Source organism: Pseudomonas sp. PDM21 (assembly GCF_014852505.2).
Classification (GTDB): domain Bacteria; phylum Pseudomonadota; class Gammaproteobacteria; order Pseudomonadales; family Pseudomonadaceae; genus Pseudomonas.
Map to the genome: position 1 here is coordinate 4,900,334 of NZ_CM181223.1, position 14,403 is coordinate 4,914,736.

The following is a 14,403-nucleotide window of genomic DNA, read 5'->3' on the forward strand; positions in this document are numbered from 1 at the left end:
ACTCGCTTCGCGCCAGTCGATGCCACGAGAAATCCGCCAGAGCCGCCACGCCTGGGTTCGCTACTGCCTGCTCGGCGTCGGCTGGCTCAGCGTGGCCCTGGGCGTGATCGGCATCTTCCTGCCGGTGCTGCCCACCACGCCCTTCCTCCTGCTCGCCGCCGCCTGCTTCATGCGCAGCTCCCAGCGCTTCTATGACTGGCTGGTGAACCACCCCAAGCTCGGCCCGTGGATCCGCGACTACCTCGACGGCGAAGGCATCCCGCTCAAGGGCAAGGTCTACGCCATCGGCCTGATGTGGTGCAGCATCCTGATCTCCGGTTTCCTGGTACAGCGCCCGTGGGCCTGGGCCTTCATGCTGACCAGTGCGACGCTGGTGACTATCTATCTGATTCGGACCAAGACCCGGCGCTTGGATTGAGTCCTCTGCCCGGGCGAGCGCCCTCTCCCCAGCCCTCTCCCTGAAGGGAGAGGGAGCCGTTTGGAGCAGATGGCTACGCGGAGTCAGCCGTACAACGCCGAGCTTTCAAAGCGCACCGGACAGTCCCCTCTCCCTTCAGGGAGAGGGTTAGGGAGAGGGCAACGCCACACGCGCCGAACCATCAGACCGACACCACCTCCCCCACGCTCCCACCTTCATCCAGGCGACTCACCACCACCGCCCCCACCGCATCAACCGTAAAGCCAAAGGTGTTGATGCCACCCTCGCTGCGCACGAACACCGAGCCACCATGCATGCTCGCCACCGCCTTGACGATGGACAGTCCCAGCCCGTGGCTGCTCTGGCTGTTGGCGCGGGCCAGGTCGGCGCGGTAGAAGCGCTCGAACAGCCGTGCGCGCTGCTCGGCGTTGATCGGCTCGCCGGGGTTGCTGACTTCCACCAGCGCGGCGCCGCGCTCGCCGCTCAGGCGCACCTCGATACGACCACCCGACGCGGTGTGCTGCGCGGCGTTGTACAGCAGGTTGGTCACCGCCCTCTGGACCAGCGCCCGCTCGACGCAGGCCCGTGCGTCGCCGCGCAGGCTCACCTGCACGCCCTGCTCGTCGAAGATCACCTCGAGGAAATCCACGGTCGTCGCCACCTCAGCCGCCAGCGAGGTTTCCACCCGCTCGGCCGCCAGCCCACCCTGATCGACGCGGGCGAGGAACAGCATGTCGTTGACGATGGCGCGCAGGCGTTCCAGCTCTTCCAGATTGGACTGCAGCACCTCTTCGTAATCCTGCGCGCTGCGCTCGCGGGACAACGCCACCTGGCTCTGGCCGATCAGGTTGGCCAGCGGCGTGCGCAGTTCGTGGGCGACGTCGGCGTTGAACGACTCCAGGCGCAGGTAGGCCTGCTCCAGCCGATCCAGCGCCTCGTTGAAGGCACCGGCCAGCGCCGACAATTCCGTCGGCAAGCCGTCCAGGCGCAGGCGCTGGGACAATTGCTTCGGGCTGATCTGCCGCGCCTCGGCGGAGAGTTCGCGCACTGGCCGCAGGCCGACCCGCGCTATCCAGTGCCCGCACAGCGTCGCCAGGGCGATGCCCAGCGCGGACAGCACGAACAGGGTAATCAGCGTGGCGTGGCGGGCATGCTGGAAGGCCACGCTGTCGATCGCCGCGAGCAGCACCAGCGCCGGGCGTGAGCCACTGGCGGGCAGCACGCCGACGCGGGCGCTGAGCGGCGAATCGTGGCCGGGCAGTTCCAGTTCGGCGTAGCCGTTGCCGCTGCCGAGCATCCGCCGCACCGCGTCGTTGGGCTGGCCGTAGCGGAAGCGCGAGTCGTCGCTGTCGATCCAGAAGCGGATCAGCTGGTACTCCTGGCTCAGGGTGTTGAGCTTGAGCTGCATGTGCGGCCAGCGCTCGGCCAGGTCGGGCTTGTCGAGCATGCGCGCGACCATGTTGAAGCGGGTATCCAGCTCCGAGCGCTGCAGGCGCTCGATCTGCCCGTCCAGCACGCAGTAGAGGGCCGAGCCGATCAGCAGGAAGATGCCCAGCGCGGCGCCGGCGAACATGCCGGCCAGCCGCGTGGATAGCGATAGCCCCCTCACGCCTCACGCTCCTGGGCGGTGCGGCTTTCCAGCACGTAGCCCATGCCCCGGATGGTATGCAGCAGCTTGGTGTCGAAGGGCCCGTCGAGCTTGGCGCGCAGACGCTTGATGGCGACCTCGACGACGTTGGTGTCGGTGTCGAAATTGATGTCCCAGACCAGCTCGGCGATGGCCGTCTTGGAAAGGATTTCGCCACTGCGCTGGGCCAGCACGCAAAGCAGCGAATACTCCTTGGCGGTCAGCTCCAGGCGCGTGCCGCCGCGCTGCACACGGCGGCTGACCAGGTCGATGGCGAGGTCGGCAATGCGCATCTGCGTCGCGCTTTCCAGGTGTGCGCCACGGCGGGTCAGGGCCTGCAGGCGCGCCACCAGTTCAAGGAAGGAGAACGGCTTGATCAGGTAATCGTCGGCGCCCTCGCGCAGGCCGCGCACGCGGTCTTCCACACGCTCGCGGGCGGTGAGCATGATCACCGGCGTCTGGCGCTGTTCACGCAGGGCGCGCAGCACGCCGTAGCCGTCGATGCCGGGGAGCATCACGTCAAGGACGATGACGTCGTATTCGCCATTGAGCGCCAGGTGCCGGCCGTCGATGCCGTTGCTGGCGACGTCCACGGTGAAGCCCTGCTCGCTCAACCCGCGCTGCAGGTAGTCGGCGGTCTTGCTCTCGTCTTCGACAATCAGTACGCGCATGCCAGCCCTCCGTTCGTGACGCCCGCAGTCCGGCATGCTACCCAGCCGCTCCTCATACCGCACCTCCCAGCGCGGCCGCTGCAGGTTGCTGGCGATGGAACAGCCGGTCCAGCGCCAGGTAAACCACCGGTGTGCTGAACAGAGTCAGCGCCTGACTGAAGACCAGCCCGCCGACCACCGCCACGCCCAGCGGCTGGCGCAGTTCCGAGCCGGTGCCGAAGCCGATCATCAGCGGGATCGCCCCCAGCAGCGCGGCCAGCGTGGTCATCATGATCGGCCGGAAGCGCGCCAGGCACGCCTCGCGGATCGCGTCGTAGGGCGACAGCCCGCGCTGGCGTTGCGCGGCGAGGGCGAAGTCGACCATCAGGATGCCGTTCTTCTTGACGATGCCGATCAGCAGCACCAGGCCGATCAGCGCCATCACCGAGAACTCCAGGCCCCAGCCCCAGAGCAGGAACACCGCGCCGATGCCGGCCGAGGGCAAGGTGGAAAGAATGGTCAGCGGGTGCACGAAGCTCTCGTAGAGCACGCCCAGGATCACGTAGACCGCAAACAGCGCCGCGAGGATCAACAGCGGCTGGCTCGCCAGCGAACTCTGGAAGGCTGCCGCGGCGCCCTGGAATTCGCCGCTGATGCTCGACGGCATGCCGATCTCCGCCTGCGCCCGCTGCACCAGATTCACGGCGTCGCCCAGGGCCACGCCCGGTGACAGGTTGAAGGACAGCGTGACGGCCGGGAACATGCCGTTGTGGTTGATCTGCAGCGGCCCCGACTTGGCCGGCGTGACCCGCGCCACCGCCGCCAGCGGCACCATCTCGCCGGTCAGCGGCGAGCGAAGGTGGAACCACGCCAGGCTTTCCGCGCGGCCACGCTGGCGCGAATCCAGTTCGAGGATGACCTTGTACTGGTTGACCTCGGTCTGGAATTCGCCGACCTGGCGCTGGCCGAAAGCGTCGTAGAGGGTCTGGCTGACGTCCTCAGCGGACAGCCCGAAGCGTGCCGCCGCTACCCGGTCGATCTCGAGCGAGGTGACGCTGGCGCCCATCTGCAGGTCGTTGGACACATCCTGCAGGCCGCCCTCCTCCTTCAACCGCTGGGTCAGGCGATCCGCCCACTGCGCCAGCGCCGCGCTGTCATTGCTGCGCAGGGCGTACTGGTACTGGGTGCGCACCGGCCCGGTGGCGAGGTTGATGTCCTGCGCCGAACGCAGGTAGAGGACGATACCCGGCACCTTGGCCAGCTTGGGCCGGATGCGGTTGATGAACTCGTCCACCGAGACGTCGCGGTCGCCACGGTCCTTGAGCACGATCCAGAAGCGCCCGTTGGCCAGGCTCTGGCTGCCGCCGGTGATGCCGATGGCGTGGTTGTAGCTCTGCACCGCCGGGTCGGCGGCAACGATCTCGGCGAGCTGCTTGTGCTTCTCGGCCATGTCGGCATAGGAGATGTCTTCGGCGGCCTGGGTGGTGCCGAAGACGAAGGCGGTGTCCTGGGACGGGAAGAAGCCCTTGGGAATGCCGACGTAGCCGCCCACCGCGATGGCCACGCAGACCACGAAACCGGCCAGCACCGTGCGCTGGTGATGCAGCGACCAGTCCAGCCCCTTGGCGTAGCGCGCCAGCAACCAACCGGCGATGCCTCCGTCGTCGTGCCCGTGCCCGCTTTTATGGTGATGGGGCGCCCCCATGAAACGCGAGGCGAGCATCGGCGCGATGGTCAGCGAAGCAACCACCGAAATCAGAATGGCCGCCGTGACGCTGACGGCGAACTCACGGAACAGCCGCCCGACGATGCCGCCCATGAACAGCAGCGGGATGAACGCGGCGATCAGCGAGAAACTGATCGACACCACCGTGAAACTGATCTCCGAGGCGCCGGCCAGCGCCGCCTGTACCCGGTCCTTGCCCTGCTCCAGGTGGCGGTGGATGTTCTCCACCACCACGATGGCGTCGTCGACGATGAAGCCCACGGCGATGATCAGCGCCACCAATGTCAGGTTGTTCAGGGTGAAGCCCAGCAGGTACATGGCCGCGAAGCTGGCGCTGAGCGACACCGCCAGCACGGTGGCGACGATCAGGGTCGCCGACAGCTGGCGCAGGAACAGCCCCATCACCAGCACCACCAGGGCCATGGTCAACAGCAGGGTCAACTCCACTTCATGCAGCGAGGCGCGGATGGTGCGGGTGCGGTCGTTGAGCACTTCCACTTCGACGCCCGCCGGCAGCATTTCGCGCAGGCGCGGCAGCTCGGCCTGGATGGCATCGGAGGTCTCGACGATGTTCGCGCCGGGCTGGCGCAGGATCACCAGTGCCACGCCGGGGCGGCCATCCGGCCAGGCCTGCACGTAATCGTCTTCCGGCGCCTTCACCACCTTCGCCAGGTCGCGCAGGAACACCGGCGCGCCGGCGCGGTAGGCAACCACGAGGTCGCCGTACTCGCCGGGGCTGAACAGCTGGTCATTGGCCGCCAGGGTGGACACGCGGCCGTCGCCGAACAGCGCGCCCTTGGCCTGATTGATACTCGCCGACTGCAGCGACTGGCGCAGGTCGGCCAGGGTCAGGCGGAACGCAGCCAGCTTTTCCGGCTGCGCCTGGATGCGGATCGCCGGGCGCTGCTGGCCGACCACGAAGATCTGCCCGACCCCGCTGATCTGGCTGAGCTGGCGTGACAGCAGCACTTCGGCAAGGTCACTGAGCTCGATCAGCGGCATCAGCTCGGAATTCACCCGGACGATCATGATCGGGCTGTCCGCCGGGTTGATCTTGCGCCAGGTCGGCAGGTTCGGCATGTCCGCCGGCAGGCGCCCGGCGGCGGCGTTGATCGCGGCGGTGACCTCCTGGGCGGCGACGTCGATATTCTTTTCCAGGTCGAACTGCAGCGTCAGGGTGGTCGAGCCCAGGGCGCTGGTGGAAAGCATCTGGGTGATGCCGGGGATGGCGCTGAACTGCACTTCCAGCGGAGTCGCCACCGAAGACGCCATGGTCTCCGGGCTGCCGCCGGGCAGCAGCGCCTGCACCTGGATAGTGGGGAAGTCCACCTGCGGCAGAGGCGCCACGCCGAGGCGGAAGAACGCCAGCAGGCCGAGCAGCAGCGAGGCGATGGTCAGCAGGCAGGTGGCGATGGGGTGGCGCACGCACCAGCCGGACATGCCGGCGCGCACGCTCACGGCTCGCTCCGGCGGGCCAGGGTCTGCACGTCGCCCTGCACCTCCACGCGGGCGCCGGGAGTCAGGCGCGAGTGGCCGTCGAGCACCACTTCATCGTCCGCCGCGAGGCCTTCGACCAGCGTTCGGCCATCCACTTCCTGGACGATGCGCACCGGCACCTTCTGCGCCTTGCCATCCTCGATGCGGAACACGAAGGCACCGTCCAGACCACGGCGCACGGCACGGCTGTCCAACACCAGGCCGTTGCGCAGCACGCCGGACTGCAGGTCGATGGCGACGAACTGCCCCGGCCAGAGCTGGCCGTCCTTGTTGTCGAAGACCGCACGCACGCGGATGGTCCCGGTGCTGCTGGCGACCTGGTTGTCGATGCTGCGCAAATGGCCCTCGCCCAGCAGTTGACCGCCGTCGCGGCTGCGCGCGACCACCGGGGAATCGCCCTTCATCAGCGGTTGCAGCTGCGGCAGGCTTTCCTGCGGCAGGGCGAAGACCACCGAGATCGGCGACATCTGGGTAACAGTGAACAGGCCGCTGCTGTCATTGGTGCGCAGCAGGTTGCCGACGTCGACGTTGCGGATGCCGACGCGGCCGGCAACCGGCGAGGTGATGCGTGTGTAGGACAGGCGCACGCGCTCGGCGTCGATGGTGGCCTGGTTGCCACGCAGGGTGGCGCGCAGGCGGGCCGCCTCGGCTTCGGTCTGTTCCAGGGTCTGGCGGGATATCGAGCCGCGCTGGCTCAGCGTCTGGTAGCGCGCCAGGTCCTGCTCGACGATGCGCAGCTGCGCCTGGTTGCTCTGCCGGGTCGCCTCTGCCTGCTCCAGCGCGGCGTTGATGGCGCGGTCGTCGATGGTCGCCAGCAGTTCACCTTCCTTGACCATCTGCCCCTCTTCCACCAGCAACGCGGTGAGCTGGCCTTCGACCTGCGGACGCACCAGCACGCTGTGCAGCGAGGTGACGGTGCCGACGCCGTCGAGGTTCTGCGTCAGGTCCTCGCGGGCCACGCGCGCCAGGGTCACCGGCACGCCGGCTGGCTGGGCCGCCGCCTGCGGGGCCTCGTGCCGGCCGGCAAAGCCCCAGATGCCAGCCCCCAGCGCCGTCACCCCCAGCAACCCTGCTGCCAGCCAAACCCGCCGTTGCCCCTGCATCCCGCTCTCCTGCGTCTGGTTCGGCCACAGCGGCCTCATCCTGGGGTTATAAGCCAGAGCGCAGGACCGCACGCTGACCCTTAAATGACAATCCTGTCAGATTCGCCGAAAGGCCCATACGACGGGCCTTCTCGCCCCATGGCGATACGCCAGCGCAAGTTTTCGAAGAGCGCCTAGACTCCACACATCCCACATGGAGCGCTGGCGATGCAGCCACCCCGAGGAGCCCTCTGGCTGTTCGCCAGCCCGCTGCGTCTGCGGGCCGGCGTGCTGCTGCTCGCGCTCCTCGCGCTGACCGCCGGCGCCGCCTGGAACTTCGACACCATCCTGAAGAACGCCGAGCAGCGCTACGGCAACCTCGGCACCGCCAAGACCCGCATCGAATCCTGGGGACGCCTGATCCAGGACAGTGAGAACCTCGACGAGAGCGCCAAGCTCAAGGCGGTCAATACCTTCTTCAACGGCGCCCTGGTATTCACCGACGACCGCACCGTCTGGCACCAGGAGGACTACTGGGCGACACCGGTGGAATCCCTCTACAAGGGCGCCGGCGATTGCGAGGACTACTCCATCGCCAAGTTCGTCACGCTGCGCCGCCTCGGGGTCGCCAGCGACAAGCTGCGCATCACCTACGTCAAGGCGCTGCAGCAGAACCAGGCGCACATGGTGCTTACCTACTACGCCTCCCCCACTGCCGAACCGCTGGTGCTGGACAACCTGATCCCGCAGATCAAGCCCGCCTCCCAGCGCAAGGACCTCCTGCCCGTCTACGCCTTCAACGCCGAGGGGCTGTGGCTGCCCGGCCCTGGCGGCGGCAAGCGCACCGGCGACAGCAAGAAGCTGTCGCGCTGGCAGGACCTGTTGACCAAGATGCGCGCCGAGGGCCTTGACCTCGACGAGACGCGATAGGAGAAACCCGGCATGTCATTGCTCAAGCAACTGTTCCTGGCGATCTGCCTGTTCCTCGTGGTGGCCTTCGCCGGCAGCTTCGCCGCCAGCCTGGAAAGCTCTCGCGAGCAGATGATCAGCCAGTTGCGCTCCCACGCCCAGGATGCAGCCACCGCACTGGGGCTGTCGCTCACCCCGCACGTGGACGACCCGGCGATGATCGAGCTGATGGTCAGCTCGATCTTCGATTCCGGCTACTTCGCCACCATCCGCGTGGTGAGCATTCCCGAGGGCAAGGTGATAGTCGAACGCGACAGCGACACGCAGAACCAGCAGGTGCCGGGCTGGTTCGCCAAGCTGGTCAACCTCAAGGCCCAGGGCGGCGATGCGCTGATCATGCGCGGCTGGGAACAGGCCGCGCGGGTCGAGGTGGTCAGCCATCCGCAGTTCGCCCTGGCCAAGCTGTGGGACGGCGCGCTGGGCAGCCTCGCCTGGCTGCTGGCCTGCGGGCTGGTCAGCGCCATCCTCGGCGGCTGGCTGCTGCGCACCCAGCTCAAGCCGCTGGACCAGATGGTGCAGCAGGCCCACGCCATCACCCGCCGCGAATTCCTCACCCTGCCCAAGGAGCCACGCACTCCCGAACTCAAGCGTGTGGTGCAGGCGATGAACCAGATGGTCGACAAGCTCAAGGCGCTGTTCGCCGAGGAAGCCACCCGCAGCGAGAAACTGCGCGAAGAGGCCTACCAGGACAGCCTCTCTGGCCTGGCCAACCGCCGCCTGTTCGACGCGCGGCTGGATGCGCAATTGTCCCCCAGCGAACAGAACGCCGCCGGCTATCTGCTGCTGCTGCGCCTGAACGACCTGGCCGGGCTCAACCAGCGCCTGGGCGGGCAGCGCACCGACGCGCTGATCCGCGATGTTGCCGAGTTGCTGGAGCGTGAGCGGGAGACCCACGGCACCCCGGACTGGCTTGCCGCCCGCAGCCGTGGCGGCGAGTTCACCCTGCTCGCCCCTGGCGTCGACAGCGCCAGCGCCGAACTGTTGGCCGACCAGCTCAGCGCCGCCCTGGAGAACCTGCGCGGCACCGGCGCCAGCGACTGCAAGCCGGTGGCGCACCTTGGGCTCGCGGCCTTCCGCCCCGGCGAATCCGCGGCCAGCGTGCTGTCCCGCGCGGATCAGGCCCTGGCGCAATCGCAGTCCTCGCCGGACCGTCCCTGGCAGCGCCTGGACAGCTCCGGCGGCCAGCCCGCGCAGGACTCCCGAGCCTGGCGCGAGTGGCTCGACGACGCCCTGCAGAAAGGCAAGCTACAGCTATGGTTCCAGCCCGTGCGCGCCTGCGCCGAGAAGGGCGAACTGCTGCACCAGAAAGTCCTCGCGCGGCTGCTCGATCCCAAGGGCGAGGCCGTCGCCGCCGGGCAGTTCCTGCCGTGGATCGAACGCTTCGGCTGGTCCGCGCGCTTCGACCTGGCCATGCTCGAACATGCCCTCGCCCACCTCGCCCAGCAACCGGCGCCGCTGGCCTTGTCGCTGTCGGCAGAAACCGTGCGCAGCGCCGAGCCCCTGCGCCAGCTGTTCGAAATCCTCCGCGCCCACCCGCAGGAAGCACAACTGATGACCCTGGAAGTGGACGAACGCTACCTGCCGCCGCCGGCCGAGCTGGAGAAGCTCGCCCAGTCGGTACAGGACGTCGGGGCCAAGCTGGGCCTGCAGCACTTCGGCGGACGCTTCAGCCTGATCGGTAACCTGACCCGCCTGGGCCTTGCGTACCTGAAGATCGACGGCAGCTACATCCGCGCCATCGACCAGGACAACGACAAGCGCCTGTTCATCGAAGCCATGTACCGCGCCTCCAACAGCATCGACCTGCCGCTGATCGCGGAGATGGTCGAGACCGAGGGCGAGCTGCAGGTGCTACGGGAGATGGGCATTGCCGGCGCGATGGGGCGGCTGGTCGGGGCGCCGAAGCCTTCGCAGAAGAACGGCGGGTAGACCGCCGGCCCGGCCGGCGGCTCACGGGCAGGGCCCGCTCCTGCAGGGAAGCACTGAGCGGGGCTGGTTCGCGAGCAAGCTCGCTTCTACAAAAAAACTTCTGAAACGTCAGTCCTTCTTGCCCTTCTTCGAACTGGCGTAAGCCGCCTCCAGCGCGTCGTTGATGGTCTTGAGCACCTTCACCCGCGCATAGCGCTTGTCATTGGCCTCCACCAGCGTCCAGGGCGCGATCTCGGTGCTGGTGCGGTCGACCATGTCGCCCACCGCGTCCACGTAGAGGTCCCACTTGTCGCGGTTGCGCCAGTCTTCCTCGGTGATCTTGAAGCGCTTGAAGGGGATCGACTCCCGCTCCTTGAAGCGCTCCAGCTGGGTCTCCTGGTCGATGGACAGCCAGAACTTCACCAGCACGATGTTGTAGTTCGCCAGCTGCTCCTCGAAATCGTTGATCTCCGCATAGGCACGCAGCCAGTCGGCGTCACTGGCGAAGCCTTCGACCCGCTCCACCAGCACGCGGCCATACCAGGAACGATCGAAGATGGTGAACTGCCGGCGTGCCGGAATATGCCGCCAGAAGCGCCACAGGTAGGGCTGCGCACGCTCCTCCTCGGTGGGCGCGGCGATCGGCACGATGCGGTACTGGCGCGGGTCCAGCGCATCGGTCACGCGACGGATCGCGCCGCCCTTGCCGGCGGCGTCGTTGCCTTCGAACACGGCGATCAGCGAGTGGCTGCGGAAGCGCTTGTCGCGCATCAACGTGGCCAGGCGCGCCTGTTCCTTGGCCAGTTGTTCCTTGTACTGGTCCTTGTCCAGCGAAAGGCCCAGATCAAGTGCATCCAGCAGCCCCTTGTTGTCCAGGCTGGAAACCAGCGGCGCGGCATGGGGCTGCGGGGTCGGGCGGTCCTTGCGCTTGAGCGCGGCCTGCAGGCTTTCGAGGATGGTGCGGCCGACCGTCAGGCTGCGGTAGCGCTCATCGGAGCCCTCCACCACGTACCAGGGCGCATAGTCACGGCTGGTGCGGCGCAGCACGCGCTCGCCGTAGCGCACGAACTTGTCGTAGACCTCGTTCTGCTTCCAGTCGATCTCGCTCAATTGCCAACTGCGGGTCGGGTCGTTCTCCAGCGCCTTGAGGCGTTCCTTGAGCTGCTTCTTGGAAAGGTGGAACCAGAACTTGAAGATCAGCGCGCCTTCGTCGGAATACATCCGCTCGAAGCGTTCGGCATCGCTGATCAGGCCATCGAGCTGGCTGTCCTTGATCTCGCCAGTGACCCGTGCATACAGCATCTGGCTGTACCAGTTGCCGAAGAAGATACCGGTCGTACCCTTGGGCGGCAGGCGGCGCCAGAAGCGCCACTGCGGCGGCCGCGAGAGTTCCTCGTCGGTGGGCAGGAGGAAGCTTTCCACCCGGATCAGGCGCGGGTCCATCCACTCGTTGAGCAGCTTCACCGTCTCGCCCTTGCCAGCGCCCTCAATACCGTTGATCAGGATGATCACCGGGAAGCGCGCCTGCTGCTTGAGCTCGTACTGCGCCTCGAGCAGGGCTTCGCGCAGCACCGCGACTTCCTTCTCGTAGGTTTCCTTGTCGATGGAATGACCGATCTCGGCGGATTCGAACATGCACCTCTCCTTGTCTCGAAGTGAGTAAAAGGTAGCGGATGTGACGCAGGCTGTCTGCGCGGCGGATCGGCTAAACTGCCGGCTTCGTTTCACAACCCTGCCCCCACATGCCAGACATCAGCAGCGCCCAGATCGACTGGGACGAGAACGGCCAGCCGACCTCCCGCGTCTATGGCGACGTGTATTTCTCCCCCGTCTCGGGGATCGCCGAGACGCATCACGTGTTTATCAACGGCAACCACCTGCCCGAGCGCTTTGCTGCGCTCCCCGCTGGCGGACGCCTGTGCATCGGCGAAACCGGCTTCGGCACCGGGCTGAACTTCCTCTGCGCCTGGCAGCTGTTCGAAGAGCAGGCGCCGAGCGATGCGCGGCTGCACTTCGTCAGTACCGAGAAGTACCCGGTGGCGCTGGACGACCTGCGCCGCGCCTTCGCCCTCTGGCCCGAGCTGGCGGATCTGTCGGGGCAGTTGCTGGAGCAGTACGTGGCGATCCACCCGGGCTTCCAGCGCCTGGTCTTCGCCGGGGGCCGCGTGGTGCTGACCCTGCTGGTGGGCGACGTGCTGGAAACCTTGCCCGAGCTGGACGCGCGCATCGACGCCTGGTTCCTCGACGGTTTCTCCCCGGCGAAGAACCCGGAGATGTGGAACGACGCGCTCTACGCCGAGCTCGCGCGCCTCTCGGGGCCGGGCACGAGCATTGCCACCTTCACCAGCGCCGGCTTCGTCCGGCGCGGGCTGGGCGCGGCCGGCTTCAAGATCCGTCGCACCCTGGGCTTCGGCAAGAAATGGGAGATGTCCCAGGGCGAATTCCTCGGTGTCGAACAGCCGGCCGGCAAGCCCTGGTACAGCCGTCCCGCTCACCCCAAAGGCCCTCGGGAAGCGCTGGTGGTCGGCGGCGGCATGGCCGGTTGCGCCAGCGCCGCCAGCCTGGCCGCGCGGGGCTGGAAAGTGACGCTGATCGAGCGTCACGCAGGCCTCGCCGAAGAAGCGTCGGGCAATCCGCAAGGCGTGCTCTACCTCAAGCTGTCCGCCCACGGCACCGCACTGTCGCGGTTGATCGTCAGCGGCTTCGGGCACACGCGGCGGCTGATCCGGCGTCTGCAGAAAGGCGAGGAATGGTCCGATTGCGGCGTGCTGCAACTGGGCTTCGATGACGCCGAGACACAGCGCCAGGCCAAGCTGGCCGATGCCTTTCCGGCGACCCTGCTGCGTCAGCTGGACAAGGCTGAGGCGGAGTCCATCGCCGGCATCGGCCTGCCGGCCGGCGGGCTGTTCTATCCCGAAGGCGGCTGGGTGCATCCGCCCGCACTGTGTCGGCATCTCGCAGCGCATCCGAATATCCGCGTGCTGACCGGCGAGGAAGTCCGCCTGCAACGCGAAGCCGATGGCTGGAGCGCCTGGAGCGGAGAGCAGAAGCTCGCCGGCGCGCCCGTCGCCATCCTCGCCACCGCCGCCGAAGTGCGCCGCTTCGCAGGCGCCGAATCACTGCCGATGAAGCGCATTCGCGGGCAGATCACCCGCGTGCCAGCCACCGCCGAGAGCGCCTCGCTGAGTACCGTGGTCTGCGCCGAAGGCTACGTCGCCCCGCCGCGTCACGGCGAGCACACCCTGGGCGCCAGTTTCGAATTCAAACGAGACGATACCGAGCCATCATTGGAAGAACACTTGGGCAACCTCGACCTGCTGGCGGAGATATCCACAGACTTGAGCGAGCGGATGCACATAGCCCAGCTCGACCCGGCCACGCTGCAGGGCCGCGCCGCCTTCCGCTGCACCACCCCGGACTACCTGCCGCTGGTGGGCCCGCTGGCGGATCGCGAAGCCTTCGCCCAGTCTTACGCGGTGCTCGGCAAGGATGCGCGCCAGGTACCGGAGACGCCCTGCCCCTGGCTGGACGGCCTGTACCTGAACAGTGCCCATGGCTCACGCGGGCTGGTCACCGCGCCGCTGGCCGGCGAACTGCTGGCGGCCTGGATCGACGGCGAACCGCTGCCACTGCCGCGCGCCGTGGCCGAGGCCTGCCACCCCAATCGCTTCTTGCTGCGCGATGTCGTGCGCGGCCAGAAGAACTCCTGAACACCTCGCGATCCATCGACAGGGCCGCGACCAGCTTCCAGAGCGGACCACCGACATGGATGCACTGCTGCTTGAATCTTCCGCCATCGGCCTGATCCTCGGGCTGCTGCTGGGCCTGACTGGCGCTGGCGGTTCCCTGGTGGCGCTACCCCTGCTGCTCAGCCTGCATCTGCCACTGCACGATGCCATCGGCGTCAGCCTCGGCGCTGTCGCACTGTCCGCCGCCATTGGTGCGGTGCCGCGCGCACGGCAGGGCCAGGTGGCGTGGAAGCCACTGTTCTGGCTGGTGATCACCGGCTGGCCGGGCAACGCCGTCGGCCAGTGGCTGGGCAAGTACGTGCCGGACGCGTGGCTGATCGTCGGCTTCTGCCTGCTGGTGCTGTGGTCGGCCTGGCGCATGTGGCAAGGCTCCAGCCAGCCACGCACCTGCGACACGCCGATGCGTAACGGGCCGCTACTGGGTGTTGGCCTGGCGGTGGGTTTGCTGTCCGGTCTGATGGGCGTGGGCGGCGGCTTCCTGATCGTGCCGGGGCTGCTGTGGTTCACACCGCTGTCGATGATGGCGGCGACGGCGACCTCCATGGCGGTGATCGCACTGGTGTCCGGTGGTGGTTTCCTGCTTTACCTCACCCACGCACAGCCGCCGCTGCCCTTGCTGGCGTGCCTGGCGGCAGGCGGTGCGCTCGGCGTGCTGTTCGGCAATCGCCTGGCGGTACGGCTGGGTGGCGCGACGCTACAGCGACTGTTCGCGCTGATGCTGGTGGCGGTCAGCCTGTCGCTGGCCGCGCAGAAGCTGATGAGCTGACAGCCCTTACA

At 67.5% G+C, this 14,403-nt stretch carries 10 protein-coding genes; 5 read left to right on the plus strand and 5 right to left on the minus strand.

Going from position 1 to position 14,403, the window contains the following annotated elements; all coding sequences use genetic code 11:
• The first annotated feature begins 19 nt into the window (after positions 1-19).
• On the plus strand, positions 20-418 hold the full coding sequence (locus tag IB275_RS22480) for a YbaN family protein (protein ID WP_192291265.1): 399 nt from the start codon (positions 20-22) through the stop codon (positions 416-418).
• A 181-nt stretch (positions 419-599) separates the two neighbouring features.
• Here the strand turns inward: IB275_RS22480 and IB275_RS22485 are convergent, their stop codons facing one another.
• Genes IB275_RS22485 through IB275_RS22500 form a run of 4 tightly spaced genes read right to left on the minus strand, consistent with a single transcriptional unit; the run spans position 600 to position 7,021 of the window.
• Entirely contained in the window at positions 600-1,991 is a 1,392-nt protein-coding gene (locus IB275_RS22485; protein ID WP_494514449.1) for a heavy metal sensor histidine kinase, read from the minus strand.
• Positions 1,992-2,023: 32 nt separating this feature from the next.
• Entirely contained in the window at positions 2,024-2,716 is a 693-nt protein-coding gene (locus IB275_RS22490) for a heavy metal response regulator transcription factor (RefSeq protein WP_015478176.1), read from the minus strand.
• Between the two features lie 52 nt (positions 2,717-2,768).
• Positions 2,769-5,879, minus strand: a complete 3,111-nt coding sequence (locus IB275_RS22495; RefSeq protein ID WP_192291269.1) for a multidrug efflux RND transporter permease subunit — start codon at positions 5,877-5,879, stop codon at positions 2,769-2,771.
• Entirely contained in the window at positions 5,876-7,021 is a 1,146-nt protein-coding gene (locus IB275_RS22500; protein ID WP_225601589.1) for an efflux RND transporter periplasmic adaptor subunit, read from the minus strand. The genes IB275_RS22495 and IB275_RS22500 overlap by 4 nt, the downstream gene beginning before the upstream one ends.
• Before the next feature lie 207 nt (positions 7,022-7,228).
• Between IB275_RS22500 and lapG the strand changes: the two genes are divergently transcribed.
• Complete coding sequence (gene lapG, locus IB275_RS22505; RefSeq protein WP_192291271.1) at positions 7,229-7,930, plus strand: cysteine protease LapG; 702 nt, start codon at positions 7,229-7,231, stop codon at positions 7,928-7,930.
• A 12-nt stretch (positions 7,931-7,942) separates the two neighbouring features.
• Positions 7,943-9,898 carry a cyclic di-GMP receptor LapD gene (lapD, locus tag IB275_RS22510; RefSeq protein WP_192291273.1) on the plus strand — a complete coding sequence of 652 codons (1,956 nt, stop codon included), beginning with the start codon at positions 7,943-7,945 and terminating at the stop codon, positions 9,896-9,898.
• A gap of 108 nt (positions 9,899-10,006) precedes the next feature.
• Here the strand turns inward: lapD and pap are convergent, their stop codons facing one another.
• Complete coding sequence (gene pap / locus IB275_RS22515) at positions 10,007-11,512, minus strand: polyphosphate:AMP phosphotransferase (RefSeq protein ID WP_192291275.1); 1,506 nt, start codon at positions 11,510-11,512, stop codon at positions 10,007-10,009.
• A 107-nt stretch (positions 11,513-11,619) separates the two neighbouring features.
• Here pap and mnmC point away from each other — a divergent pair, with 107 nt between their 5' ends.
• On the plus strand, positions 11,620-13,587 hold the full coding sequence (gene mnmC / locus IB275_RS22520; RefSeq protein WP_192291277.1) for a bifunctional tRNA (5-methylaminomethyl-2-thiouridine)(34)-methyltransferase MnmC2/FAD-dependent 5-carboxymethylaminomethyl-2-thiouridine(34) oxidoreductase MnmC1: 1,968 nt from the start codon (positions 11,620-11,622) through the stop codon (positions 13,585-13,587).
• 55 nt (positions 13,588-13,642) lie between these two features.
• A complete protein-coding gene (locus IB275_RS22525; protein ID WP_192291279.1) occupies positions 13,643-14,392 on the plus strand; it encodes a sulfite exporter TauE/SafE family protein in 750 nt (249 codons plus the stop codon).
• Positions 14,393-14,403 lie beyond the last annotated feature (11 nt).

Bases quoted from the DNA above. Each gene is read 5' to 3' on its own strand.
- mnmC (WP_192291277.1), top strand. From the start codon at position 11,620: ATGCCAGACATCAGCAGCGCCCAGATCGACTGGGACGAGAACGGCCAG.
- IB275_RS22525 (WP_192291279.1), top strand. From the start codon at position 13,643: ATGGATGCACTGCTGCTTGAATCTTCCGCCATCGGCCTGATCCTCGGG.
- pap (WP_192291275.1), bottom strand. From the start codon at position 11,512: ATGTTCGAATCCGCCGAGATCGGTCATTCCATCGACAAGGAAACCTAC.
- IB275_RS22490 (WP_015478176.1), bottom strand. From the start codon at position 2,716: ATGCGCGTACTGATTGTCGAAGACGAGAGCAAGACCGCCGACTACCTG.
- lapD (WP_192291273.1), top strand. From the start codon at position 7,943: ATGTCATTGCTCAAGCAACTGTTCCTGGCGATCTGCCTGTTCCTCGTG.
- IB275_RS22480 (WP_192291265.1), top strand. From the start codon at position 20: ATGCCACGAGAAATCCGCCAGAGCCGCCACGCCTGGGTTCGCTACTGC.
- IB275_RS22485 (WP_494514449.1), bottom strand. From the start codon at position 1,991: ATGTTCGCCGGCGCCGCGCTGGGCATCTTCCTGCTGATCGGCTCGGCC.
- lapG (WP_192291271.1), top strand. From the start codon at position 7,229: ATGCAGCCACCCCGAGGAGCCCTCTGGCTGTTCGCCAGCCCGCTGCGT.
- IB275_RS22500 (WP_225601589.1), bottom strand. From the start codon at position 7,021: ATGCAGGGGCAACGGCGGGTTTGGCTGGCAGCAGGGTTGCTGGGGGTG.